We start from the raw sequence: 24,387 nt of genomic DNA on the forward strand, positions 1-24,387 counted from the left end.
CTCCGGCTTTCGGGCCGGAGGATTACATCCTTTCTCAGAACATCAGCCTCGCCACCAGCGGTGCCACCAGCACCATTACCACGCCGGAAAGCATCATCACCAGGCTGGCAACGACCCCTTCCTGCTGACCGAGTTCATAAGAGCGTGCCGTGCCTGCGCCGTGCGATGCTGCGCCAAATCCTGCGCCTTTCGCCATCCCTTCACGAATGGAAAGCCGTAAAAACAGCACATCGCCGACCGCCATACCAAATACGCCGGTCACCACCACGAACAATGCCACCAGGTCCGGCTGCCCGCCCAACGGTTCTGCCGCCGCCAGCGCAAACGGTGTGGTGACGGAGCGCACCGCCAGACTGCGTTGGATCTCATCAGGCAACATAAACAGGCGCGCCAGCCATACGGAACTGGTGACGGCCACCAGCGTTGCCGTTACCACGCCCGCCGTCAGCGACATCCAGTGACGCTTAATCACGGCAAGGTTGTCATACACCGGAACGGCAAACGCGATGGTCGCTGGGCCTAACAACCACAGCAACCAGTGCGATTCACCGATATAGTTTTGCCAGGAGATATGGCCGAAGACCAGCATCAGCACCAGCAGGGCCGGGGTGAGAACTAATGGCATTAGGGGTAATTTACGAAAACGGCGATACAGGCGCTTATTGGCAAAGTAGATACCCAGCGTAATCACCAGACACAACACGCTTAACTGGAAATTACTCACGGTTTAGCCTGCGCATTTCATAGCGATACACTTTATCCACCACCCACGCCGTTGCGCCGAGCACCATCAGCGTACTGATCGCAATCACGGCAAATATACGCCAGCCATCAACCAGCAACAGCTGCGTGTAGTTCACAACGGCGACCACCGCCGGAACAAAAAACAGCAGCATTTCAGCCAGTAACCAGCGAGCACCTGCGCGAATCCAGTTCAGCGGGATAACCCGACAGACAATTAACGCCAGCATCAGCACCATCCCGACCAGGTTGGCGGGAAGCGGCAGATGCAGCCAGGAGACAAGATATTGAGCAAATACAAAAAGACCTGCGTACAACAGAACCTGAACAGGAATCTGGAGTCGATGAATAACGGCAGGCGTCACGCGGCTTATCGCCACAGCCATGAGGGTATGTCCTTAAAAAATAGAGAGCGCCAGTATAGAGAGCCCCCTTCCAGGACTGAAATGAATTAAACTCATTGCAGGCATAGTCTTAAGGAATAATCATGGATATCAGAACGCTGCGATATTTTGTTGAAGTGGTTCGTCAGCAGAGCTTTACCCGCGCAGCGGAGAAGCTTTTTGTCACCCAGCCCACCATCAGCAAGATGTTGAAGAACCTTGAAGACGAGCTTAACTGCACGCTGTTAATCCGCGATGGTCGGCGACTGCTGTTAACCGATACCGGGCAGGTCGTTTTCGAACGCGGCCTGGCGATCCTTGCCGAGTTTCGCCAGCTTGAAGCGGAACTCAGTGACATAAATCACCTCAACAAGGGCGTGCTGCGCCTCGGTATCCCGCCCATGGTGGGGATGTTAATGGCTGGGCCGATCGGCCTGTTTCGCCAGCGCTATCCCGGCGTTGAGCTGAAGGTCTCTGAATTTGGCGGCTTAACCGTTCAGCAGGCGGTAATGAACGGTGACCTGGATGTCGCGATGACTGCGTTGCCAGTTGAGGAAGAGAGCGGTCTGGCGACCTTACCGCTTTTTAGTCATCCGCTCTGCGTGCTGGTCCCCCGCTCCGGTCAGTGGACAACGTGCGAATCCATTTCCCCCGAGGCGCTGGCGGAACATCCGCTGCTTATCTACAACGAAGATTTCGCGTTGAGCCGCCAATTGCTTGAGCTGTTTAGCCAACACAACGTCAAACCCCGCATCGCAGTGCGCAGCGGGCAGTGGGATTTTCTGGCGGCAATGGTACAAGCCGGGGTCGGGATTGCCATTTTACCGGAGCCGATTTGCCAGCGGCTGGATAAGCAAACGTTGCGCTGGATCCCTCTGGAGAGTGACTTACGCTGGCAGTTGGGCATGATTTGGCGCGAAGGCGTGTATCTGTCGCACAGCGCCCAGGCGTGGCTCAAATGCTGTGAAGGGTTTTGGCTACCGCAAGCGTCGTAAAATGCCGGATGCGGCTAACGCCTTATCCGGCCTACATCGGTATGCCGGTGTTGTAGGCCTGATAAGCGTAGCGCATCAGGCACGTTCACCCGCATTAAAATCCATGATTTCACCTGCCCAATCTTGCGGGTACAAACCGTGCCTCACATCACGATGAAATGTTGAAAAAGGCCAAGCCTGTACCTGCTTTACCCAACCGTGCTTCACCGGGTTAATGTAAATATAATCAACATGCTGGCGATAATCATGTTCATCACGGATGGTGTGCTCCCAAAAGCGAGATTGCCAGATATGTCGGGAAGACAATGAGTGGGTGAAATGCTTCTTAATTTCCCGCCAGCGAGAGGAATAATCCGCATCATTGCCAGGTAACGTCCATATACAATGCATATGCTCGGGTAAAACGACCCACGCATTGATGCGAAAAGGCCTAACCTTTTTGACCGCAGCGATTGCACACCGAAGCGCGTGAATGTTGGCAGTCAGAAGATGGCTTCGACGGTCCTGCAGATTTACCGTAAAAAACCAGGTTCCCCCATTGATGTAATTTCGTCGATAGTTGGACATGTTTCCCCCTTTCCTCAACCGTATGGAGAAAAGAGGGAATCGACAAGAGGGATGGTTTCGTTCAGGAAAGCCGCTCGCAAATTACACGATGAATAATTTCTTGCAGCCAGTTGCGCGGCATTTGGCCCACCTTTCGCCGGATGCGGCTAGCGCCTTATCCGGCCTACATCGCTGTTGCCGGTCTTGTAGGCCTGATAAGCGTAGCGCATCAGGCACCCCTTCGCCGGATGCGGCTAGCGCCTTATCCGGCCGCCTACATCGCTGTTGCCGGTCTTGTAGGCCTGATAAGCGTAGCGCATCAGGCACACCCTTCGCCGGATGCGGCTAGCGCCTTATCCGGCCTACATCGCTGTTGCCGGTCTTGTAGGCCTGATAAGCGTAGCGCATCAGGCACACCCTTCGCCGGATGCGGCTAGCGCCTTATCCGGCCTACATCGCTGTTGCCGGTTTTGTAGGCCTGATAAGCGTAGCGCATCAGGCGCTATCGTTTACTGATTCTCAATCAACAGCGCTTCCAGCAAATCCAGGTCGTGCAGTAGTTTTTGCAGCGTTTCATTGCTGATTTCACGCGTGGCGCGCAGGTGATAAAGCTCCGCGCGTTCTGAACGCAGCGCTGCCAGGCGGAAACGTCGCTCGAGGTTTTCTTCCTGCATCGAGCTTTCCACATCGTTGCGCCCGTCGGCGCGTCGGCGCAGGTTACCAATCACGCGTGAACTCACCTCGGTGAGCAACTGGTTATCGATGTTCTCTTCGGTGTCTGCGGCCAGTCGCTCCTCCATTTTCTGGATCGCGACAATCGCCACTTCTGCCGTGGCGGCGCGGGCAATACGTTCCTCTTTCTGCTGCTGCGAGTGGTCTGCCACTTCCAGATGTTGTAGCAGAATCGGCAGCATCACCACGCCGACAAATAGCGAAAACAGGATCACGCCTGCGGCAAGGAAGATCAGCTCATATCGCGCCGGGAAGCCGCTACCATCCGGTAACAACAGTGGAATGGAGAGCACACCGGCGAGGGTAATTGCCCCGCGTACACCGGCAAAAGAGGCGATCATGATTTCACGCGTCGTCCAGGATCCAAACTCCATCGGTTTTTTCTTCAGGAAGCGCAGACTGAACTTTTTCATGGTCCACAGCCAGCCAAAACGTACCAGCATTAGCGCCACGTAAATCAGCACGACATCGGTAAACAGCATCCAGATTTCAACATTCGGATCGGCCTCGGCCGCCGCCAAAGAAGACTCCAGAATTCCCGGTAACTGTAGCCCTAACAGCAAGAAGACCATGCCGTTAAATACAAACTCCAGCATCGCCCAGGTACTGTTAGCACGTAAACGCATCGCCAGCGGCGCGCGGCGCATCACCCCGGAACGGGTGATCGTCATCCCGGCAGCGACCGCCGCGAGGATACCGGAAACGCCGATATGTTCCGCAATTAGGTAAGACGCAAACGGTAGCAGGAACAGCAGGACGATTTGCGTTGCCGGCTCGTCACCGCCCCAGCGGCTGAGGAAGCGCAGGGAGCGGCCGTACAGCCAACTGACGACAAAACCAGCCAGGATGCCGCCAATCGCCACTTTGAAGAACTCAAGCGTTGCGCCACCAACGGTAAACACCATCGTCCCCATCGCCACGGCGACGGCAAACTTCAGAGAGACCAGACCGGAGGCGTCGTTCATCAACGCTTCGCCCTGCAGGATACCCATGATTTTCTTCGGTATACGTCCCTCTCCCACAATGCCGGAAAGTGCGACGGCATCGGTTGGCGATAGCACAGCAGCCAGCGCAAAGGCTGGGATGAGAGGGATCCCCGGCACCAGCCAGTAAATCATAAAGCCAATGCCGACCACCGTGACCAGCACCAGCGCCAGCGCCAGGCCGAAAATCTCTCGCCCGTGCTCGAGAAACTCACGCGTTGGCGTCTTCCAGCCATCGGCAAAGAGCAGCGGCGGGATGAACAGAACCAGGAACAGCTCAGGATCGAATTCCACATGCAAACCAAACGTCGGCCACGCCAGCAAGGCGCCGATGGCGATCTGCATAAGGGGTAAAGGAAGTTGGAAGGGCAATACGCGAGTAAATACCCCCGACAGCGAGACCACAAGGGTCATGATAAGTATGGTGAAAAAGATTTCCATGCGTTCCCTGTTTGCGATGTTTCTTATGATTGCTAATGAGAGGCGTCGTGCCTCAATTCTATCTAATTGAGAGTAACGCAAAAGACAACGAGTGTGTTCTGAAAATGAAAACGGGCGGCCAAAGCCACCCGTTTTTAGGATCTTCAGGAAATCAGAATCAGATAGCCCAACCGCCGGCGTAGAAGGCCACCAGCGCGATGGCGATCACCACGGTGCCGATGTTCAGTTTGCGCCATTCACCAGAAACGATGCGGCCAATTACCAGGGTCGCAAAGCCAATCATGATGCCGGTAACGATGTTACAGGTCAGCACGATAAATACGGCCGTAACCAGTCCTGCCATTGCGTCGACAAAGTCAGCGAAATCGATTTTCGCAACATTGCTCAGCATCAACAGACCCACATACATCAGCGCAGGTGCCGTTGCGTACACAGGTACAAGATAAGAGAGCGGAGAGAGGAACAGAATCAGAAGGAACAACACGCCAACGGTGATCGCTGTCAGGCCAGTTTTACCGCCTGCCGCCGTACCCGCTGCGGATTCAATGTAAACCGCCGCCGGAGCTGCACCCACCAGACCAGAGAACACACTGCTCAGGGAGTCAGTGGTCAGCGCCTTGCCACCGTCGATAATCTGTCCGTCTTTATCCAGCAGATTCGCCTGTCCGGCTACCGCGCGGATGGTTCCGGTTGCATCGAAGACAGCGGTCATGACCAGCGCCAACACGCTCGGCAGGACAATCGGGTTCAGTGCCCCCATGATATCCAGGCTGCCGATCAGCGAATTGCCGTTTTCATCACTCAGAGACGGCATGGCAAAAATGCCGGAGAAATGCACGGCCGGGTCGAAAATCAGACCAACCACGGAAATACCGATAATGGTCAGCAGAATGCCACCCGGTACTTTCAGTTTTTCGAGGCCAATAATCACCGCCAGACCAATCAACGACATAATGACCGGGAAGGTATCGAAGTCACCCAGCGCAACCGGCAGGCCGTCCAGCGGGTTCTTAATTACCAGACCGACACCGTTTGCCGCAATCAGCAGCAGGAACAGGCCGATACCAATCCCCGTACCATGCGCAACGCCCTGCGGCAGATTGCGCAGGATCCAGCTACGGATACCGGTCGCGGAAATGATGGTAAACAGGACACCCATCAGGAACACCGCACCCAGCGCAACGGGCACGCTAATATGTTGGCCCAGCACCAGGCTGAATGCGGTAAATGCGGTCAGAGAAATGGCGCAACCAATTGCCAGCGGCAGGTTTGCCCACAGGCCCATCACAATAGAACCGACGCCCGCGACCAGACAGGTCGCCACAAATACAGCAGCAGGTGGGAACCCGGCTTTACCCAGCATCCCCGGAACCACGATAACGGAGTAGACCATGGCCAGGAAGGTCGTTAATCCGGCAACGACTTCCTGACGAACGGTACTGCCGCGGAGCGAAATTTTAAACCAGGCGTCGAGTGAACCGCCGGTACGCGCTGAAGGCGTAGACATAGAAAACATCCCCTGAGAGTTTATTTTTTCGTCATTATGCGTGCTGGACAATCCACTGCCTGCTAAACGTTTTCTCCATGTGCCAGGTTTGCGTCAATAGGGGTGTCGCAAAAAAGCAAACGTTTAGCTCCGCGCATAAAAAACGGGTGGTAAAAAAAAGCAAACGATTATCCAGCGATCATACGCTGGTTTTCAACTGAACTTTGCCGCTTTTTACTCATTTCTTCTTATAACGCGCAAGAAATAACCAGTCGATGCGCAAACGTTATCGTCAATGCGCAATTTGGCAACAAATTTCGCGGAGTTATTACAACATCGACGTGTTTATTTCGCGCAACTCGCGCAAGAAAACAGGTGCAGATGCGTAAAATTTTTTGGCTAAAAAATCACCATTTCACTGGCAAATGGAGGGAGGTGGCTTACACTTACATTATCAACACAGGCCGGAACCTCCCCTAATGTGCTCGACTGAGGGGTGTTGATGTCGGGGGAAACCCTCCCGTGAACCAGCGGGATAGAGTGAAAGACAAAGACCGGAACCAAACTAAAGCGCCCTCTGTGGCGCTTTAGTTTTATATCCTTCATACCCGTCACATATTTTAAACTAATTAATCATCTTCCAGCAGGCGCGCTCCGGTCCCCTGCTCGCCAAGCTGATCGCCAGGGTTACGCAACGGGCAATCGCTACGTGACAAGCATCCGCAACCAATACACCCATCCAGCTCATCGCGTAGCGCCACCAAAGTATGGATGCGTCGGTCCAGTTCTTCACGCCATTGCGAAGAGAGCTGCTTCCACTCTTTGGCACTAAGCGAATGCCCCTCAGGTAATACCCCTAACGCGTCACCGATCGTGGCCAGCGGGATCCCGATGCGTTGAGCAATCTTGATTATCGCGACGTAACGCAACACATCACGTTTGTATCGGCGCTGATTGCCGCTGTTGCGCATGCTACTGATTAACCCTTTGCTTTCATAGAAATGCAGGGTCGATACCGCCACGCCGCTACGTTTGGCGACTTCACCTGGTGTGAGCAGCGCTTTTATCCGGGGTAATTTCTTTTCCATAAATCGCTTTACCTCAAGTTAACTTGAGGAATTATACTCGCCCACAGACAAAACGACGAATCGAATACTGAGAAAGAGGCAGCCCTATGTCCCATCAGCAGATTATTCAGACCCTTATTGAATGGATTGATGAACATATCGATCAACCGCTGAACATTGAGGCGGTGGCGAAAAAATCAGGTTACTCGAAGTGGTATTTACAAAGAATGTTCCGCACGGTGACGCGCCAGACCTTGGGTGACTACATCCGCCAGCGTCGGCTTTTGCTGGCCGCCGTTGAACTGCGGACAACTGAGCGACCTATTTTTGATATCGCGATGGATCTTGGTTATGTGTCGCAACAAACCTTCTCGCGTGTGTTTCGCCGCGAATTTGATCGTACTCCCAGCGACTACCGCCATCGTCTGTAAGATTATTGCCCGCTCTGCGTCAGTATGGCGGGCGACCGTTGTATCCAGTGCATGAACTCCTGCGGCGGCAGCGCCTTCGCAAAATACCAGCCCTGACAATACTGTACGCCGCGTTCAAGCAGCCATTCGATTTGCTCCTTCGTTTCCACCCCTTCCGCAATCGTCTTCAGGTGTAAGCTTTGTGCCATCTCAATAATATGTTCGGCAATCAAGTGACTGGTGCTGTTAGTGGACAACGTGCTAATAAACGATTTGTCGATCTTCAGGATATCGACATTCAGCGCTGACAAATTATGCAGATTGGAATATCCCGTGCCAAAATCATCAAATGCCACTTCATAACCCGCTTTGCGGAACGCCTGGATTACGGGGGTCATTTTATGTACATCTATGAACCCACGCTCGGTCACTTCGACTTTAATTTGCTGGGCCGCCACGGAGTACTCACGATTTTTGTCGTTAATCAGAGCAATCAATCGGGATGAATGAAAGTCAGAAGCGGAAAGGTTAATCGATATAGAAAGCTGAGGATGCGCCGAAAGAAAATACCCCAAATCGTTGAACACCTCTTCAACGACATAATCCGTGATCCGCTCAATCATTCCCTCTTTTTCAGCCAGCGGAATAAACTCCGTCGGGCTCATCACCTCACCTTTACAGCCCGGCCAGCGCAGCAGAGCTTCAGCACCAACACATTGCCCATTCTTAATATCAATAATCGGCTGGTAATGCAGGCAAAGCTGACGTTTTTTGATCGCGCGTTTTAGCAAACGCCGAGGGGATAAGTATTCCTGGCGCGTGCGCCACCACATTAGCAATATCAGGATGCTGCAGATAATCCCGAAGGGGATGGTTAATACCGCCTCGTGATAGAAAATCTGACTTACGCGGTTGTCTGAGGTCGACACAATAATCGCAATTGGACGTTTTTCAGAATGCACGATGGTGTAGAAGCGATCGTCTTGTTGAAAGGTCGAGGCTTCACCGCGTATGAGCGGCGCGAACTGCGCAATATTTGCCGCTTCGCTGGCAGAGAAAAACGTATCTGTTACTGTGTCATACACGCCCCAGGAGAGATCCGGATCATCTGACATGACTTCGCTGTAGGACAATGGATTGATGACTGCGACGTAGTTCCCGCGTTGCATGTACGTCATTCTGTAGCCAGCGAAAAAAGGGGTATCGCGGTAGTAATAGATGGCGATATCCGGCGTACGTTTATAGTCAGGTGTCGGCATAATATAAGTAACAGGCGGCGTCATAGACGTAGAGCACAAAAAATGATCGCCCTGCGCATAAATTAGCTCACTGATATATAAACGACCGCGAATAATATTTAGCATACTTTTCTGATGTGCCGGGGTACACATCTTACCCTGATACAACTGGGCCATATCACGCGCCAAATCAGCTTGTAGGATCACCAATTCTGTTTTATTTAACACCAGTTGAGCAAAAGAGCGGAGTTGGCTATGGGTTTCGGTCATCGCCCGGATGTGCGCAAACCATATCGCCAGCACCACGGGGAACAATACCACCATGAATGTTCCCAGGAACTTCAGCATCTTGCGTCGCGCACTGTGATTCATGTCAGCCCTATTTCCCTGTTTCGTATATGCCAGAACCCATCAAGGCAGGATGCTATAAACACCGACTGATTAAGTTGCATGAATCTATCAGTATTAGCAACAGACTTCTCTATGTAAAAGTCTGATAATAGTTGATGATGATATTATTTTTCCGTAAGGCAAACTTAAAGTTATGCTTATTTCATAACGTTATTATCCCCACGGAGTAATTTTTTATGAGCGTTATCCTGGCTGCATTTAAGAAATTCATTAAATTTTTTTAACGTTTAATTTAGGATAAATATAACAAGTAGATTAAATGTATGTTTAAAAGATGGTTATTTATTATCAACTCTTCATTAAACAAAACCACAGATTTAGAGTGGTTATAAGCCTGCAAAAATAACGGCCAATACTGGTGAACAAACGACCAGATGTGATATAGTTCACAAAAATCATGTAACAGAAACAATGTTTCATTCATGTTATTGCCCGTCGATAGCCAGAGTATCACACCCTCGGTGAACCCCCCCGCGCTGTCCTGGGCATCCAGACTTTCTGAGGACGTTTTTCATGGCGACAATAACAACTGGCGTGGTTCTTCTGCGGTGGCAACTACTCAGCGCGGTGCTGATGTTTTTAGCCAGTACGCTCAATATCCGTTTTCGTAAATCAGATTATATTGGCCTGGCCGTCATTAGCAGCGGTTTGGGGCTGGTTTTTGCCTGCTGGTTTGCGACTGGATTGCTCGGCATAACCCTGGTGGATATGTCCGCTATCTGGAAGAACATTGAAACCGTAATGGTTGACGTGATGAGCCACACACCGCCAGATTGGCCGATGGTGTTGAACTGATAACAAAATTGCATATGGCTACCCCAGTCTTGAGGTAGCCATTATTTTCAGCATAGCGCAGTGGGATTAGAACGGAATATCGTCGTCGAAATCCATCGGCGGCTCATTAGACGGTGCTGCCGGCGCTGACTGTTGCGGGCGAGACTGTGCGCCGCCGCTGAACTGGTTGCCACCCTGCGGCTGCTGAGGTTGACCCCAACCGCCCTGCTGCTGACCGCCACCTGCCGGAGCACCACCACCCTGACGACCACCCAGCATTTGCATGGTGCCGCCAACGTTAACCACAACTTCTGTGGTGTACTTTTCTACGCCGGACTGATCGGTCCATTTGCGGGTACGCAGCTGACCTTCGATATAGACCTGAGAACCTTTACGCAGATATTCGCTGGCCACTTCCGCCAGTTTGCCGAACAGCACAACACGGTGCCATTCAGTCTGCTCTTTCATTTCACCGGTCGCTTTATCACGCCAGGATTCGGAAGTAGCCAGCGTAATGTTGGCAACTGCGCCACCATTCGGCATATAGCGTACTTCCGGGTCCTGGCCCAGATTACCGACGAGAATCACCTTGTTTACGCCTCTGCTGGCCATGATCGTGTCTCCTGAAAAACGTTACTGAATAAGTGTAAGCGCGGGATTGTAGCATTTCCAATAGCGCTTTTACTACGTTGCGAAGTTGATTCCAGTAAACAACCCCAGCCAGACATTGTTGCACAGACGTCTGCGTTTTGCATTCCAATACTGTATATCCATTCAGGTCAGGTTGTGTCATAATTAACCGTTTGTGATCGCCGGTAGCACCATGCAGCCAGGCAAAAAAGCGTTTAATCCGGGAAAGATGAATGGATAAGATCGAAGTTCGGGGCGCCCGCACCCATAATCTCAAAAACATCAACCTCGTCATCCCGCGCGACAAGCTGATTGTCGTCACCGGGCTTTCGGGCTCAGGCAAATCTTCGCTCGCTTTCGACACCTTATATGCCGAAGGGCAGCGTCGTTACGTTGAATCCCTTTCCGCGTACGCGCGTCAATTTCTGTCGCTGATGGAAAAACCGGACGTCGACCACATTGAGGGGCTCTCTCCTGCCATCTCAATTGAACAAAAATCGACGTCCCATAACCCGCGATCCACGGTAGGTACAATTACCGAAATTCACGACTATCTGCGTCTGCTGTTTGCCCGCGTTGGCGAGCCGCGCTGTCCGGATCACGACGTCCCCCTGGCAGCGCAGACCGTAAGCCAGATGGTGGATAACGTCCTGTCGCAGCCGGAAGGTAAGCGTCTGATGCTGCTGGCACCGGTGATTAAAGAGCGTAAAGGCGAGCACACCAAAACGCTGGAAAACCTGGCAGGCCAGGGCTATATCCGCGCCCGTATCGACGGTGAAGTGTGTGACCTTTCCGATCCGCCCAAGCTTGAGCTGCAAAAGAAACACACCATTGAAGTGGTGATTGACCGCTTTAAAGTCCGTGACGATCTCACCCAACGACTGGCGGAATCCTTTGAAACCGCGCTGGAACTGTCCGGCGGTACGGCGGTCGTTGCCGATATGGACGACCCGAAAGCGGAGGAGCTGTTATTCTCCGCCAACTTCGCCTGCCCTATCTGCGGCTATAGCATGCGCGAACTGGAACCGCGGCTGTTCTCGTTTAACAACCCGGCGGGCGCGTGTCCAACCTGTGACGGTCTCGGCGTGCAGCAATATTTCGATCCTGATCGGGTGATCCAAAACCCGGAACTGTCGCTGGCCGGTGGTGCTATCCGCGGTTGGGATCGCCGTAACTTCTATTACTTCCAGATGCTTAAGTCTCTGGCGGAACACTATAAGTTCGACGTTGAAGCCCCGTGGGCCAGCCTGAACCCTGCTGTGCATAAAGTGGTACTTTACGGTTCCGGTAAAGAGAATATCGAATTTAAATACATGAACGATCGTGGTGATACGTCCGTACGTCGCCATCCGTTCGAAGGCGTATTGCACAATATGGAGCGCCGCTATAAAGAGACGGAATCCAGCGCAGTACGTGAAGAATTAGCCAAGTTCATCAGTAACCGTCCTTGCGCCAGCTGTGAAGGGACGCGTTTACGCCGGGAAGCCCGTCACGTATTTGTTGAAAATACGCCGCTGCCTGCGATTTCTGACATGAGCATCGGTCATGCAATGGATTTCTTCAACAATCTGAAGCTCGCAGGTCAGCGGGCGAAGATTGCCGAGAAAATTCTTAAAGAGATTGGCGATCGTCTGAAGTTCCTGGTCAACGTCGGCCTCAACTACCTGACGCTATCGCGGTCGGCGGAAACACTCTCCGGCGGTGAGGCCCAGCGTATTCGCCTGGCAAGCCAGATCGGCGCGGGTCTGGTCGGTGTAATGTACGTACTGGATGAGCCGTCTATTGGCCTGCACCAGCGCGATAACGAACGTCTGCTGGGTACGCTTATCCACCTGCGTAATCTGGGTAATACCGTTATTGTGGTCGAGCACGATGAAGACGCGATTCGCGCCGCTGACCACGTTATCGATATCGGCCCGGGCGCGGGTGTTCACGGCGGTCAGGTCGTTGCCGAAGGGAGACTCGACGACATCATGGCAGTGCCTGAGTCGCTGACCGGCCAGTACATGAGCGGTAAACGCAAGATTGAAGTGCCTAAACAGCGCGTTGCGGCTGACCCAGAGAAAGTGCTGAAGCTCACCGGCGCACGCGGTAACAACCTGAAAGATGTCACCCTGACGCTGCCGGTAGGTTTATTTACCTGCATTACCGGTGTTTCCGGTTCGGGTAAATCGACACTGATTAACGACACACTGTTCCCGATTGCACAGACGGCGCTGAACGGTGCGACGCTGGCTGAACCTGCGCCGTATCGCGACGTTCAGGGCCTGGAGCATTTCGACAAAGTGATCGACATTGACCAAAGCCCGATTGGCCGTACGCCGCGCTCTAACCCGGCAACCTACACCGGCGTATTTACGCCAGTGCGCGAACTGTTTGCCGGTGTACCGGAGTCACGCGCACGCGGTTACACGCCGGGGCGTTTCAGCTTTAACGTCCGTGGCGGACGCTGTGAAGCCTGTCAGGGCGACGGCGTGATCAAAGTCGAAATGCACTTCCTGCCGGATATCTACGTGCCGTGCGATCAGTGCAAAGGCAAGCGCTATAACCGCGAAACGTTAGAAATTAAGTACAAAGGCAAGACTATCCACGAAGTGCTGGATATGACGATTGAAGAAGCACGTGAGTTCTTCGATGCCGTTCCGGCGCTGGCGCGTAAGCTGCAAACGCTGATGGACGTTGGCCTGACGTACATTCGACTGGGCCAGTCCGCTACCACGCTCTCGGGCGGTGAAGCACAGCGCGTGAAGCTGGCGCGCGAACTGTCCAAACGCGGTACCGGGCAAACGCTGTATATTCTCGATGAGCCGACCACCGGTCTGCATTTTGCGGATATTCAGCAACTGTTGGACGTGCTGCATCAACTCCGGGATCAGGGCAACACCATCGTAGTGATTGAGCACAATCTGGACGTGATTAAGACCGCAGACTGGATTGTCGATCTCGGTCCGGAAGGCGGCAGCGGCGGCGGCGAAATCCTTGTCTCCGGCACACCAGAAACGGTCGCTGAGTGTGAAGCCTCACACACGGCCCGCTTCCTCAAACCGCTGTTGTAATTACGCAACACTTGTCTGGCCTACAGAATATGCATAAAGCTTGTAGGCCGGATAAGGCGCTTGCGCCGCATCCGGCTACGGTTGTGCCTGATGGCGCGACGCTTATCAGGCCTACGAAACTACAGACCGGGCATAAAGCCTGTAGGCCGGATAAGGCGCTTGCGCCGCATCCGGCAACCGTTGTGCCTGATGGCGCTGCGCTTATCTGGCCTACGAAACTACAGACCAGGCATAAAACTTGTAGGCCGGATAAGGCGCTTGCGCCGCATCCGGCAACGGTTATGCCTGATGGCGCTACGCTTATCAGGCCTACGAAACTACAGAATATGCATAAAGCCCGTAGGCCGGATAAGGCGCTTGCGCCGCATCCGGCTACGGTTGTGCCTGATGGCGCTGCGCTTTTCAGGCCTACGAAACTACAGAATATGCATAAAACCTGTAGGCCGGATAAGGCGCTTGCGCCGCATCCGGCAACCGTTGTGCCTGATGGCGCTGCGCTTATCAGGCCTACGAAACTACAGACCAGGTATAAAGCCTGTAGGCCGGATAAGGCGCTTGCGCCGCATCCGGCAACGGTTATGCCTGATGGCGCTGCGCTTATCAGGCCTACGAAACTACAGACCAGTTTAAAGCTTGTAGGCCGGATAAGGCGCTTACACCGCATCCGGCTACGGTTGTGCCTGATGGCGCTGCGCTTATCAGGCCTACGAAACTACAGAATACGCATAAAGCCTGTAGGCCGGATAAGGCGCTTACACCGCATCCGGCTACGGTTGTGCCTGATGGCGCTGCGCTTATCAGGCCTACGAAACTACAGACCAGGTATAAAGCTTGTAGGCCGGATAAGGCGCTTACACCGCATCCGGCTACGGTTGTGCCTGATGGCGCTGCGCTTATCAGGCCTACGAAACTACAGACCGGGCATAAAGCCTGTAGGCCGGATAAGGCGCTTGCGCCGCATCCGGCGAAACGGATCAGGGCTGCGTCAGTATCCGGCGTTTATCTTCCGGCAACGTGTTCACAGCCTGCTGATAAGAGGCGTCGACCAGATAATAAATCTGTGAATCCGGCAGCGAGCCGTCCAGATACACCGTACTCCAGTGCGCCTTATTGAGATGCCTGCTTGGCCGAACATCGCTATGCTGCTGGCGCAACAGTTCTGCCAGTTCAGGGCTGGTTTTCAGAGACACCGCCGGGCGTTCTTCCACCTCTTTTACCATGGCAAAAAGCACATCTTCGACTTTGATTTGCGTGGCCTTCCAGTCACTGTGAACGCTCTGCTCCGCGCCCGTTTTTGCCATGCAGTATTGCAGCAACTCCGAATTCGTCATCTTTATTCCCCTTACCAGCATATTGCCTCATGAGAACATCTTTTATTCAGTGTGCAGCAAGTCCGCAAAAGGTAAAAGCCAGCAATGTAAATTTGTTTAAAAAAACAGCAATCCGCAGCCAGCGTCCTCAATATTCCGAGTTGACGATCACCTCTTCACCAAACGCACCGGCCTGTGGCAGCGGCTTATAAGTGGAGTTAGAGGCGCGCAAAATGCGAATACCGCGAATACCCACGTCGCGAGCGGCAGTGATGTCATTATCGGAGTCACCGTAGAACATGCGGATATTTTTATCCTGCAGCCACTGCGTTTTGGTGTTCTGACCCGGCTTGTCGCCGGCAAAAATGACCGGATTCATATTTCCAGCTGGGATGTGAAAGTTATCAGACAACGTTTTCGACACCGTTTCAGTCTTCGTCTGGCTACGCCCGGTCACGAAAAAGATGCTGTCACCGCGACGCACGTGCATATCAATCAGTTGGCGCGCGACTTCTTTTGGAATACTGAACTCGTCCCAGCCATTGTTCATTTTTTCCCAGAAGGCCGGATTCTTCAGGTAATCCTCACTGTCCGGAGAATACGTTTTTTTACCGCGCCAGAAGCCTGGGCTGGAAAAGAGGACAGTGTCATCGATATCAAACCCGACGGCCATCGGCGGACGTCCGGTCAGGCTGTTTTCAATTTGTGCCACGGAGACCCAGTGAATGGGAGCCTGCTCAGCGAGCTTTGCAACGTTAGTGCCTGGATTGAGCTGAGAGGGAGAAGAAACGAGTGCCTGGGCTGGCTGATTTAGCGTGAACAATAAACAAACGGCACTCAGTGCCAACGTAAACTTGCGCATATTTTTCCCTAAGTAGTCAGTTAGTTATCATTTTTTTATTAACAACTGGTCAAAAAACTATCTGACCTTACCCCTTAGGGGGAGGGAAAGGAAGGATTTTCTCTGGTTTTGTCCTGGAAAAGGAGCACGATCACATTGGAAAACAGGCCTGATGGCGCGACGCTTATCAGGCCTGCAAAGTCGGTTACATGACGGCGGCAAATGCCTTCGCCACGCGCTGCACGTTACCGTGATTCAACCCGGCCACGCACATGCGACCGCTGGCGATCAGGTATACACCGAACTCATCGCGCAGACGATCAACCTGGGCTGCGCTAAGCCCGGTATAGCTGAACATCCCGCGCTGTTGCAGCAGGTAGTCAAAGTTACGGCCTGGGATCTCCGTATTCAATACGTTAACCAACTCCTGGCGCATCGCCAGAATGCGGGTACGCATCTCTTCAACTTCCGCCAGCCAATTGGCTTTCAGCGCGTCATCACCCAGTACCGCGGCAACTACCTGCGCACCAAAGTTTGGCGGGCTGGAGTAGTTTCGACGCACCGTCGCTTTTAGCTGCCCCAGCACGCGGCTGGCGGTATCAGCGTCTTCACATACCACTGACAGTCCGCCGACACGCTCGCCGTACAAGGAGAAAATCTTCGAGAATGAGTTGCTGACAAGAGCGGGCAATCCGGCGCTGGCAATGGCGCGAATCGCATAGGCGTCGTCTTCCATTCCACCACCAAAGCCCTGGTAAGCAATATCCAGGAACGGGATCAGATCGCGTGCTTTCAGGATCTCAATAACGCTATCCCACTGCGTAGGCCTTAAATCCGCCCCTGTCGGGTTATGGCAGCACGGATGTAGCAGCACGATGCTGCGCGCCGGTAGGGTATTCAGCGTTGCCAGCAGGTCGTTGAAACGCACGCCGTTGGTCGTGTCGTCATACCATGGGTAAGTGCTTACTTCGAATCCGGCACCTTCAAAAATCGCGATATGGTTTTCCCAGGTCGGATCGCTGACCCACACGCCAGAATCAGGGAAATAACGTTTCAGGAAGTCTGCGCCAACCTTTAACGCACCGGAGCCGCCCAGCGTCTGAATGGTTGCGACGCGCTGCTGCTGGAGAACCGGATGTTCTGCGCCAAACAGCAGCGGCGCAATAGTATGGCGATACGTGTTCAGACCTTCCATCGGCAGATACAGCGAAGCGCCATGCGGTTTGGCATTGAGGCGGGCTTCCGCTTCCGCCACAGCTTTAAGCTGAGGAATAATGCCGTCTTCGTTGTAATACAGGCCGATGCTAAGATTCACTTTGTCGCTACGTGAATCTTCTTTGAAGCGCTCCATGAGCGATAAAATCGGGTCGCCGGCGTAGGCGTCAACTTTTTGAAACACGTGTGGTTCTCCGGGTTTACAGGCAGGGGTTAAGAACACAATAAACCGGAAGTGGGAGAAGATCGAGAGGATGTTGAGAGGAATATTGCCGGAAGGCGGCGTAACCACCTGTCCGGCACATCATGCTGCTAATCGATATACTTCATCGCTACCCTTGAGGTCAGGCGCGTAATAAGTTCGTAAGCACTTACTTTCGTCATTTCAGCAATGCGTTCAACGGGCAAGCCCTCGCCCCACAGAATCACCGAATCGCCGGCTTTATCCTGCGCTTCGGGGCCTAAATCGACGCAAATCATATCCATCGCGACGCGACCGACGATCGGCACTTCACGGCCGTTGACCAGTACCGGCGTCCCCGAAGGCGCTGCGCGCGGATAACCATCGCCATAGCCCATCGCTACCACGCCAAGACGCGTGTCGCGCTCGCTCAGCCAGGTTCCTCCATAACCAACCGGCTCGCCCGCTTTGTGCTCACGCACCGCAATCAGACTTGAGGTCAGCGACATTACCGGCTGGCAGCCAAAATCAGCGCCGATGGAGTGATTTTCCAGTGGCGATACGCCATACAGAATCAGCCCCGGACGCGCCCAGTCGAAGTGAGACTGCGGCCACAGCAAAATACCACCCGACGCGGCAATCGAACGCTGCCCCGGTTTGCCTTCACAAAAACTGTTGAAGATATCGAGTTGTTTTTCGGTCGCGCCACACTCAGGCTCATCCGCACGAGCAAAGTGGCTGACGATATTGACCGGCTGGCGCACGTTTTCACACTGTGTTAAGCGCTGATAAAACGCCTCGGCCTGCTCAGGGCGTACGCCCAGGCGATGCATACCGGTATCGAGCTTCATCCAGACGGTAACGGGTTCAGCCAGTTTAGCGGCTTCCAGAGCTTCGAGCTGCTCCTGGTTGTGGACGGCAGTATGCAGGCGCTGCGCGGAAATAGTCGGCAGATCGGAGGCATCAAAAAATCCCTCCAGCAGCAGGATGGGCTGCGTGATCCCTCCCGCTCGCAAGCGCAGGGCTTCTTCAAGACGAGCGACACCAAAAGCGTCCGCATCGGGGAGCGTTCGCGCGGTCTCTAACAGACCATGGCCGTAGGCGTTCGCTTTCACGACCGCAACCAGTTTGCTGGCTGGAGCCAGTTCACGCAGACGTTGCAGGTTGTGTCGCAGAGCGCGGCGGTTAATGACTACAGTTGCCGCTTGCATTTGTATTCCTTAATAAAAGAATTTCCTAAATCATTCGTGTTGCAGGACAAAAACGCTTTGGCGTTTTTGAACAGCGCCTGCGCTGGCCCCGAAGGGGCGAGGACGCAGTCCAAGTCACGCGACAAGCCAGAGAATCCCCGGGAGCTTAGTAAACTAAGTGACTGGGGTGAACGGGCGTAGTCAACGCATCTGCAGCATGAAGGATGACGGAGATTTATTCGTCGTCGTATTGTGGGCCCGCATAGTTATCGAAGCGCGACCACTGACCGTTAAACGTCAGGCGCACCGTACCGATCGGGCCGTTACGTTGCTTACCAATAATGATTTCTGCGATCCCTTTCAGGTCGCTGTTTTCGTGATAAACCTCATCACGATAGATAAACATGATTAAGTCGGCATCCTGCTCGATGGAGCCAGACTCACGCAGATCCGAGTTGACCGGACGCTTGTCGGCACGTTGTTCCAGAGAGCGGTTAAGCTGCGACAGCGCCACCACCGGTACATGCAGTTCTTTCGCTAACGCTTTCAGCGAGCGGGAAATTTCAGCAATTTCCAGCGTACGGTTGTCGGAAAGCGACGGCACGCGCATCAGCTGCAGGTAGTCGATCATGATAAGTCCGATACCGCCGTGTTCACGGGCGATACGACGGGCACGCGAACGCACTTCCGTTGGCGTCAGGCCGGAAGAGTCATCAATATAGATGTTTCGTTTCTCCAGCAAAATACCCATTGTTCCGGAAATTCGCGCCCAGTCCTCATCATCCAGTTGACCGGTACGGATTTTAGTTTGGTCTACGCGTGAGAGCGAGGCCAGGGAACGCATCATGATCTGTTCTGAGGGCATTTCAAGACTAAAGATAAGAACCGGCTTATCCTGCAGCATCGCCGCATTTTCGACGAGGTTCATTGCAAATGTCGTTTTACCCATCGACGGACGCGCGGCGACAATAATTAAGTCTGACGGCTGCAAACCAGCAGTCTTTTTATTGAGGTCGTCATAACCGGTGTTCACCCCGGTGACGCCGTCGTGCGGTTGCTGGAACAGCTGCTCGATACGCGCGACGGTGGCGTCGAGCACATCGGTAATGTTTTTCGGGCCTTCGTCTTTGTTGGCGCGGCTTTCAGCGATTTTAAAGACGCGAGACTCCGCGAGATCCAGCAGGTCTTCACTGGAACGTCCTTGCGGATCGAATCCGGCTTCCGCGATTTCGTTCGCAACTGAAATCATGTCACGAACAACGGCGCGTTCGCGGACGATATCCGCATAAGCGCTAATGTTCGCCGCACTTGGCGTGTTTTTAGACAACTCAGCCAGGTAAGCAAAACCGCCGACGCTGTCCAGTTGTCCCTGAACTTCCAGCGACTCTGCCAGCGTGATCAGATCGATGGGTTTTCCCATCTCCTGCAGGCGATGCATTTCCGTGAAGATATGCCGGTGCGGACGGGTATAAAAATCTTCCGCCACCACACGCTCGGCGACATCGTCCCAGCGTTCGTTATCCAGCATTAAACCGCCCAACACCGACTGTTCCGCTTCAATCGAGTGCGGCGGTACTTTCAGCCCGGCGACCTGGGGATCGCGCTCACGAGCATCAGTCTGTTGTTTGTTGAAGGGTTTATTTCCTGCCATAGTGAATGGAGTTACCGAGATAATGATTGGGTCGAAAGATTACCACATTTCTTTTGGAGGAAGCATGGCAACACGTATTGAATTTCACAAGCATGGTGGCCCTGATGTACTCAAGGCGGTGGAGTTTACGCCCGTAGACCCGGCGGAAAACGAAATCCAGGTCGAGAACAAAGCGATTGGGATCAACTATATCGACACCTACATCCGCAGTGGTCTTTATCCGCCGCCATCTCTGCCCAGCGGGCTGGGTACCGAAGCCGCCGGCGTAGTCAGCAAAGTTGGCAGCAAAGTAACACACATTAAAGCTGGCGATCGCGTGGTGTACGCCCAGTCTGCTCTTGGCGCTTACAGTTCAGTGCATAACGTTCCGGCCGATAAAGCCGCCATCCTGCCTAACGCTATCTCGTTTGAACAAGCTGCCGCCTCGTTTCTTAAAGGGCTAACCGTTTTTTATCTGTTACGTAAAACCTATGAAATTCAACCTGATGAGCCGTTTTTGTTCCATGCGGCTGCGGGGGGCGTCGGTATGATTGCCTGCCAGTGGGCAAAAGCATTGGGTGCGAAGCTGATTGGTACCGTCGGCAGTGCGCAAAAAGCGCAAATTGCGCTGCAGGCTGGCGCATGGCAGGTCATCAACTATCGTGAAGAGAGCATTGTTGAGCGAGTGAAAGAGGTAACTGGCGGTAAAAAAGTGCGGGTGGTGTATGACTCGGTGGGGAAAGATACATGGGAAGCCTCGCTGGATTGTTTGCAGCGCCGGGGACTAATGGTCAGCTTTGGTAATGCTTCCGGGCCGGTTACTGGCGTGAACTTAGGCATTCTGAACCAGAAAGGTTCGCTCTACGTGACCCGTCCTTCTCTACAGGGTTACATCACCAACCACCGCGAATTAACCGAAGCCAGCAATGAGCTTTTCTCGCTGATTGCCAGCGGAGTGATCAAAGTGGATGTCGCGCCTGGTCAAACGTTCGCACTGCACGATGCACAGCGTGCTCATGAAGTACTGGAAAGCCGTGCCACGCAGGGATCGAGTTTGCTAATTCCTTAAGATGACGGGGAAAGAAAGAATTAGGGCTTCCCGCAGGAAGCCCTTTCTTTTTTTAGTTCGGCTGTATGTAGGGTACAGCTCGATGAATTCGTTAACCTAGCAATAGTGACAGATTTGATAATCAATTCCTATTTGGTTCTAAAGGCAATGTTGCAGGTTGTGACGTACCGCTCAATACCTTAGTAAAACCGGCGGTTATTGCGCTGATACTGTGGGACTTTTGGCGCTTTTATCGTCTTGATCACCCACACCACGGCAACAGCCAGTAGCAGCCAGGGCAACAGTTTAATCATCAAGGCAAATAGTCCGCCCAGAAACATCACGGCGGTGGCTACGACCAATGCGGCCAGAACGCCCAGCAAAGATACGCCGGTGACCATCAGCATGATAAAAAATCCAATCACAAAAAGTAGTTCCAGCATGGCTCTCTCCCGAAATGAAATTCTCTCCATTGCTTTACAAGAAACATGCCAAAAATAATGCGTTGATTTATAAAGAAAACGCCCCGCGACAAAGCGCAGGGCGTGGTGAAATTAACTAACTTTTGGTGAAAACTTAACCCTTGTCTGCCACCAGCTTCAGCGCATGTTCCAGAACGTTAATATCTGCCCCGGCTTTATGTGCATTCTCGCTCAGGTAACGACGCCACTGGCGCGCACCGGGAATACCCTGAAACAGCCCCAACATATGGCGTGTCACATGTCCCAAATAGGTTCCCTTACTCAGTTCACGCTCAATATACGGGTACATGGCACGCACCACGGCGACTGGATCGGAATCTTTGGTGGTAGCTGCAAAAATCTCGCGGTCAACGGACGCCAGAATGCCTGGGTTTTGATACGCCTCACGCCCCACCATCACGCCATCCATATGTTGCAGATGAATTTTCGCTTCTTCCAACGATTTAATGCCGCCGTTGATCGACATCGTCAGATGCGGAAAATCGCGCTTTAACTGATAAACACGGTCATAATCCAGCGGTGGAATTTCGCGGTTTTCTTTCGGGCTTAACCCTGACAGCCAGGCCTTGCGGGCGTGAATGATAAACATCTCACATTCGCCTTTGCCAGATACCGTGTTGATGAAATCGCAGAGGAATTCGTAGCTGTCCTGGTCATCAATGCCGATACGAGTTTTCACCGTAACCGGAATCGACACCACGTCGCGCATCGCTTTGACACAATCGGCGACCAGTTGCGCATTCCCCATCAGGCAGGCACCAAACATACCATTCTGTACGCGGTCGGAAGGACAACCCACGTTGAGGTTAATTTCGTCGTAGCCCCGCTGTTCAGCGAGCTTAGCACACTGCGCCAGCGCCGCAGGATCGCTCCCGCCCAGTTGCAATGCGACCGGATGTTCTTCTTCGCTATACGCCAGATAATCGCCTTTACCATGAATGATTGCCCCAGTGGTTACCATCTCCGTATAGAGCAGCGTCTGGCTGGACAGTAAGCGCAAAAAGTAGCGGCAGTGTCTGTCCGTCCAGTCGAGCATCGGCGCGATAGAAAAACGATGAGCGGGAAAAGCGGTAGACTGAGATTCAGGCAGCATGGCGAATATTCAAGCATCCGGTTAAAAAAGGGGCGCTACTATAGCATAGACCGTTACGATAGTGAGCCACATCCTCGCGGCTCACTCCCCCTGACCCTAAACAAAAGCTATTTACGCCCCGGTTTTCCGTCGTGAGATCCAAAAAACTGTGGCGGATGGTCGACCCAGCGATCCTCACGTGTAGCGGCGTAGACCGGGTTAAGCGGATAATAAATGCGGTTGTATTTTTTGTTCGCCTCACCCACGACTAACAGGCGCACCTCTTCACTGGTGTTATTGATAAAGGTATGGCACACGCCTGTACCTGCCGGGAAACCGACGCTGTCGCCCGGTTCCAGCTTCCATAAATACCCGTTAATCCAGGCCTCAGGATAACCTTCCAGCACGTAGATAAATTCTTCTTCATCGCTTTCAGCGTGCGGGTACGACGTGCGCCGACCCGGCGGCAGGCGTTCATGATGAATGCCGAGTCGTCCTAACCCCAACTTGCGGGCAAGCGGCGCGCCAATAGCAAATAGCTCATCGCTGTCAGGATAAGTGGAGTCATCAGCCCCCTCAACCTCACGCCAGTGGCGAATACAATCGGGTCTTTTCATGGTTATTTTCCAGTATTGCGATGCGTCAGGTATAGCACACCACGGTGGATCTCGGCGTTTTAAGCAGAACATGTTAAAGTAAGGGATTAACCTTCCACGCAAATCGAGGCGCCAAATGGACAAAACCACTACGCAAGAGTTATTGGCTCAAGCTGAAAAACTCTGCGCGCAACGCAACGTGCGGCTTACGCCACAACGCCTCGAAGTACTGCGCCTGATGAGCCTGCAGGAAGGTGCGATCAGCGCCTATGACCTGCTCGACCTGTTGCGGGAAACTGAGCCACAGGCTAAACCACCTACCGTATATCGTGCGCTCGATTTTCTGCTGGAACAAGGTTTCGTGCACAAGGTGGAATCCACCAACAGCTATGTGCTTTGTCATCTGTTCGATCAGCCAACCCACAGTTCCGCAATGTTCATTTGCGACCGCTGTGGAGTGGTAAAAGAAGAGTGTGCGGAAGGCGTGGAAGACATTATGCATACGCTGGCGGCAAAAATGGGCTTTGCACTGCGGCATAACGTTATTGAAGCCCACGGGCTGTGTCCGGCCTGTGTGGAAGTTGAATCTTGCCGCCATCCTGGCGAGTGCCAGCATGACCATACGATTCAGGTGAAGAAGAAAGTTGGGCGCTAGGTAAGCGGGAGAGCGTACATCCTTGTACTCTCAGGAGGGAAGGGTTAATTACCAGCGGTAATCATTACGTTTTTCCCAATCGTTAACTTCTTTCTCCGCCTGATCTTTCGCGTAACCGTAACGCTCCTGGACTTTACCGACCAGTTGGTCACGTTTACCTTCAATGACCGTCATATCATCATCGGTCAGTTTGCCCCATTGCTCTTTCACTTTACCTTTAAACTGCTTCCAGTTGCCGCCGACTTCGTCTTTATTCATCATCAAGTCCTCATCG

The 24,387-nt window shown here is 53.1% G+C and carries 23 protein-coding genes; 6 read left to right on the forward strand and 17 right to left on the reverse strand.

Annotated features, from left to right (window positions below; genetic code table 11):
* Positions 1-34 precede the first annotated feature (34 nt).
* Both OGX86_RS00425 and OGX86_RS00430 read right to left on the reverse strand, forming a co-directional pair.
* Positions 35-724 (reverse strand): LrgB family protein, encoded by a 690-nt coding sequence (locus OGX86_RS00425; protein WP_003031745.1) that lies wholly within the window; start codon positions 722-724, stop codon positions 35-37.
* Entirely contained in the window at positions 717-1,127 is a 411-nt protein-coding gene (locus tag OGX86_RS00430; RefSeq protein WP_003826638.1) for a CidA/LrgA family protein, read from the reverse strand. The genes OGX86_RS00425 and OGX86_RS00430 overlap by 8 nt, the downstream gene beginning before the upstream one ends.
* A 101-nt stretch (positions 1,128-1,228) precedes the next feature.
* On the opposite strand from OGX86_RS00430, the gene OGX86_RS00435 reads away from it, so the two are divergent.
* On the forward strand, positions 1,229-2,119 hold the full coding sequence (locus tag OGX86_RS00435; protein ID WP_032942105.1) for a LysR family transcriptional regulator: 891 nt from the start codon (positions 1,229-1,231) through the stop codon (positions 2,117-2,119).
* 75 nt (positions 2,120-2,194) lie between these two features.
* Here OGX86_RS00435 and OGX86_RS00440 read toward each other — a convergent pair whose 3' ends face one another.
* From OGX86_RS00440 to soxR, 4 genes are all read right to left on the reverse strand, one after another.
* Positions 2,195-2,686, reverse strand: a complete 492-nt coding sequence (locus tag OGX86_RS00440; protein WP_149607435.1) for an REP-associated tyrosine transposase — start codon at positions 2,684-2,686, stop codon at positions 2,195-2,197.
* 488 nt (positions 2,687-3,174) lie between these two features.
* Positions 3,175-4,821, reverse strand: coding sequence for a Na+/H+ antiporter (locus OGX86_RS00445; protein ID WP_003826634.1), 1,647 nt, complete (start codon positions 4,819-4,821; stop codon positions 3,175-3,177).
* 157 nt (positions 4,822-4,978) lie between these two features.
* On the reverse strand, positions 4,979-6,328 hold the full coding sequence (gene ghxP / locus OGX86_RS00450; protein WP_003826632.1) for a guanine/hypoxanthine transporter GhxP: 1,350 nt from the start codon (positions 6,326-6,328) through the stop codon (positions 4,979-4,981).
* 608 nt (positions 6,329-6,936) lie between these two features.
* A complete protein-coding gene (gene soxR, locus OGX86_RS00455) occupies positions 6,937-7,395 on the reverse strand; it encodes a redox-sensitive transcriptional activator SoxR (RefSeq protein ID WP_003826630.1) in 459 nt (152 codons plus the stop codon).
* An 86-nt stretch (positions 7,396-7,481) separates the two neighbouring features.
* On the opposite strand from soxR, the gene soxS reads away from it, so the two are divergent.
* A complete protein-coding gene (soxS, locus tag OGX86_RS00460; RefSeq protein ID WP_003031731.1) occupies positions 7,482-7,805 on the forward strand; it encodes a superoxide response transcriptional regulator SoxS in 324 nt (107 codons plus the stop codon).
* 2 nt (positions 7,806-7,807) lie between these two features.
* Here the strand turns inward: soxS and pdeC are convergent, their stop codons facing one another.
* Positions 7,808-9,394 carry a cyclic di-3',5'-guanosine monophosphate phosphodiesterase PdeC gene (gene pdeC, locus OGX86_RS00465; protein WP_048215121.1) on the reverse strand — a complete coding sequence of 529 codons (1,587 nt, stop codon included), beginning with the start codon at positions 9,392-9,394 and terminating at the stop codon, positions 7,808-7,810.
* A gap of 552 nt (positions 9,395-9,946) precedes the next feature.
* On the opposite strand from pdeC, the gene OGX86_RS00470 reads away from it, so the two are divergent.
* Positions 9,947-10,228 carry a YjcB family protein gene (locus OGX86_RS00470; protein ID WP_003826625.1) on the forward strand — a complete coding sequence of 94 codons (282 nt, stop codon included), beginning with the start codon at positions 9,947-9,949 and terminating at the stop codon, positions 10,226-10,228.
* A gap of 66 nt (positions 10,229-10,294) precedes the next feature.
* Here the strand turns inward: OGX86_RS00470 and ssb1 are convergent, their stop codons facing one another.
* A complete protein-coding gene (ssb1, locus tag OGX86_RS00475) occupies positions 10,295-10,819 on the reverse strand; it encodes a single-stranded DNA-binding protein SSB1 (protein WP_003826621.1) in 525 nt (174 codons plus the stop codon).
* Positions 10,820-11,070: 251 nt separating this feature from the next.
* Here ssb1 and uvrA point away from each other — a divergent pair, with 251 nt between their 5' ends.
* Complete coding sequence (uvrA, locus tag OGX86_RS00480) at positions 11,071-13,893, forward strand: excinuclease ABC subunit UvrA (RefSeq protein ID WP_284106386.1); 2,823 nt, start codon at positions 11,071-11,073, stop codon at positions 13,891-13,893.
* A 974-nt stretch (positions 13,894-14,867) separates the two neighbouring features.
* Here uvrA and OGX86_RS00485 read toward each other — a convergent pair.
* The 5 genes from OGX86_RS00485 to dnaB form a co-directional block, all read right to left on the reverse strand.
* A complete protein-coding gene (locus tag OGX86_RS00485) occupies positions 14,868-15,224 on the reverse strand; it encodes an MmcQ/YjbR family DNA-binding protein (protein ID WP_008786927.1) in 357 nt (118 codons plus the stop codon).
* Between the two features lie 127 nt (positions 15,225-15,351).
* A complete protein-coding gene (aphA, locus tag OGX86_RS00490) occupies positions 15,352-16,065 on the reverse strand; it encodes an acid phosphatase AphA (RefSeq protein WP_003826615.1) in 714 nt (237 codons plus the stop codon).
* A 184-nt stretch (positions 16,066-16,249) separates the two neighbouring features.
* Complete coding sequence (gene tyrB / locus OGX86_RS00495; RefSeq protein WP_048227486.1) at positions 16,250-17,443, reverse strand: aromatic amino acid transaminase; 1,194 nt, start codon at positions 17,441-17,443, stop codon at positions 16,250-16,252.
* Between the two features lie 128 nt (positions 17,444-17,571).
* Positions 17,572-18,651 carry an alanine racemase gene (gene alr, locus OGX86_RS00500; protein WP_003826612.1) on the reverse strand — a complete coding sequence of 360 codons (1,080 nt, stop codon included), beginning with the start codon at positions 18,649-18,651 and terminating at the stop codon, positions 17,572-17,574.
* A gap of 214 nt (positions 18,652-18,865) precedes the next feature.
* Positions 18,866-20,281, reverse strand: coding sequence for a replicative DNA helicase (gene dnaB / locus OGX86_RS00505; RefSeq protein ID WP_003826610.1), 1,416 nt, complete (start codon positions 20,279-20,281; stop codon positions 18,866-18,868).
* A 64-nt stretch (positions 20,282-20,345) separates the two neighbouring features.
* Here dnaB and OGX86_RS00510 point away from each other — a divergent pair, with 64 nt between their 5' ends.
* A complete protein-coding gene (locus OGX86_RS00510; protein WP_008786924.1) occupies positions 20,346-21,329 on the forward strand; it encodes a quinone oxidoreductase in 984 nt (327 codons plus the stop codon).
* A 179-nt stretch (positions 21,330-21,508) separates the two neighbouring features.
* On the opposite strand, the gene pspG is transcribed toward OGX86_RS00510, so the two are convergent.
* From pspG to OGX86_RS00525, 3 genes are all read right to left on the reverse strand, one after another.
* Positions 21,509-21,751, reverse strand: a complete 243-nt coding sequence (gene pspG / locus OGX86_RS00515) for an envelope stress response protein PspG (protein WP_048227487.1) — start codon at positions 21,749-21,751, stop codon at positions 21,509-21,511.
* A gap of 133 nt (positions 21,752-21,884) precedes the next feature.
* On the reverse strand, positions 21,885-22,883 hold the full coding sequence (gene dusA / locus OGX86_RS00520) for a tRNA dihydrouridine(20/20a) synthase DusA (RefSeq protein WP_048227488.1): 999 nt from the start codon (positions 22,881-22,883) through the stop codon (positions 21,885-21,887).
* A 107-nt stretch (positions 22,884-22,990) separates the two neighbouring features.
* Positions 22,991-23,479 carry a cupin domain-containing protein gene (locus OGX86_RS00525; protein ID WP_003031710.1) on the reverse strand — a complete coding sequence of 163 codons (489 nt, stop codon included), beginning with the start codon at positions 23,477-23,479 and terminating at the stop codon, positions 22,991-22,993.
* Between the two features lie 115 nt (positions 23,480-23,594).
* Between OGX86_RS00525 and zur the strand changes: the two genes are divergently transcribed.
* Positions 23,595-24,113, forward strand: a complete 519-nt coding sequence (gene zur, locus OGX86_RS00530; RefSeq protein WP_003031709.1) for a zinc uptake transcriptional repressor Zur — start codon at positions 23,595-23,597, stop codon at positions 24,111-24,113.
* A 48-nt stretch (positions 24,114-24,161) separates the two neighbouring features.
* Here zur and OGX86_RS00535 read toward each other — a convergent pair whose 3' ends face one another.
* The gene (locus OGX86_RS00535; protein WP_003031706.1) at positions 24,162-24,371 is read right to left on the reverse strand and encodes a CsbD family protein; all 210 of its coding nucleotides are present in this window, start codon (positions 24,369-24,371) and stop codon (positions 24,162-24,164) included.
* Between the last annotated feature and the right edge of the window lie 16 nt (positions 24,372-24,387).

It is taken from the genome of Citrobacter sp. Cpo040 (assembly GCF_030332915.1).
In the GTDB taxonomy this organism is placed as follows: Bacteria; Pseudomonadota; Gammaproteobacteria; order Enterobacterales; family Enterobacteriaceae; genus Citrobacter; species Citrobacter portucalensis.

Bases quoted from the DNA above. Each gene is read 5' to 3' on its own strand.
- OGX86_RS00430 (WP_003826638.1), bottom strand. From the start codon at position 1,127: ATGGCTGTGGCGATAAGCCGCGTGACGCCTGCCGTTATTCATCGACTC.
- OGX86_RS00435 (WP_032942105.1), top strand. From the start codon at position 1,229: ATGGATATCAGAACGCTGCGATATTTTGTTGAAGTGGTTCGTCAGCAG.
- OGX86_RS00440 (WP_149607435.1), bottom strand. From the start codon at position 2,686: ATGTCCAACTATCGACGAAATTACATCAATGGGGGAACCTGGTTTTTT.
- OGX86_RS00445 (WP_003826634.1), bottom strand. From the start codon at position 4,821: ATGGAAATCTTTTTCACCATACTTATCATGACCCTTGTGGTCTCGCTG.
- ghxP (WP_003826632.1), bottom strand. From the start codon at position 6,328: ATGTCTACGCCTTCAGCGCGTACCGGCGGTTCACTCGACGCCTGGTTT.
- soxR (WP_003826630.1), bottom strand. From the start codon at position 7,395: ATGGAAAAGAAATTACCCCGGATAAAAGCGCTGCTCACACCAGGTGAA.
- soxS (WP_003031731.1), top strand. From the start codon at position 7,482: ATGTCCCATCAGCAGATTATTCAGACCCTTATTGAATGGATTGATGAA.
- pdeC (WP_048215121.1), bottom strand. From the start codon at position 9,394: ATGAATCACAGTGCGCGACGCAAGATGCTGAAGTTCCTGGGAACATTC.
- OGX86_RS00470 (WP_003826625.1), top strand. From the start codon at position 9,947: ATGGCGACAATAACAACTGGCGTGGTTCTTCTGCGGTGGCAACTACTC.
- ssb1 (WP_003826621.1), bottom strand. From the start codon at position 10,819: ATGGCCAGCAGAGGCGTAAACAAGGTGATTCTCGTCGGTAATCTGGGC.
- uvrA (WP_284106386.1), top strand. From the start codon at position 11,071: ATGGATAAGATCGAAGTTCGGGGCGCCCGCACCCATAATCTCAAAAAC.
- OGX86_RS00485 (WP_008786927.1), bottom strand. From the start codon at position 15,224: ATGACGAATTCGGAGTTGCTGCAATACTGCATGGCAAAAACGGGCGCG.
- aphA (WP_003826615.1), bottom strand. From the start codon at position 16,065: ATGCGCAAGTTTACGTTGGCACTGAGTGCCGTTTGTTTATTGTTCACG.
- alr (WP_003826612.1), bottom strand. From the start codon at position 18,651: ATGCAAGCGGCAACTGTAGTCATTAACCGCCGCGCTCTGCGACACAAC.
- dnaB (WP_003826610.1), bottom strand. From the start codon at position 20,281: ATGGCAGGAAATAAACCCTTCAACAAACAACAGACTGATGCTCGTGAG.
- OGX86_RS00510 (WP_008786924.1), top strand. From the start codon at position 20,346: ATGGCAACACGTATTGAATTTCACAAGCATGGTGGCCCTGATGTACTC.
- pspG (WP_048227487.1), bottom strand. From the start codon at position 21,751: ATGCTGGAACTACTTTTTGTGATTGGATTTTTTATCATGCTGATGGTC.
- dusA (WP_048227488.1), bottom strand. From the start codon at position 22,883: ATGCTGCCTGAATCTCAGTCTACCGCTTTTCCCGCTCATCGTTTTTCT.
- OGX86_RS00525 (WP_003031710.1), bottom strand. From the start codon at position 23,479: ATGAAAAGACCCGATTGTATTCGCCACTGGCGTGAGGTTGAGGGGGCT.
- zur (WP_003031709.1), top strand. From the start codon at position 23,595: ATGGACAAAACCACTACGCAAGAGTTATTGGCTCAAGCTGAAAAACTC.
- OGX86_RS00535 (WP_003031706.1), bottom strand. From the start codon at position 24,371: ATGAATAAAGACGAAGTCGGCGGCAACTGGAAGCAGTTTAAAGGTAAA.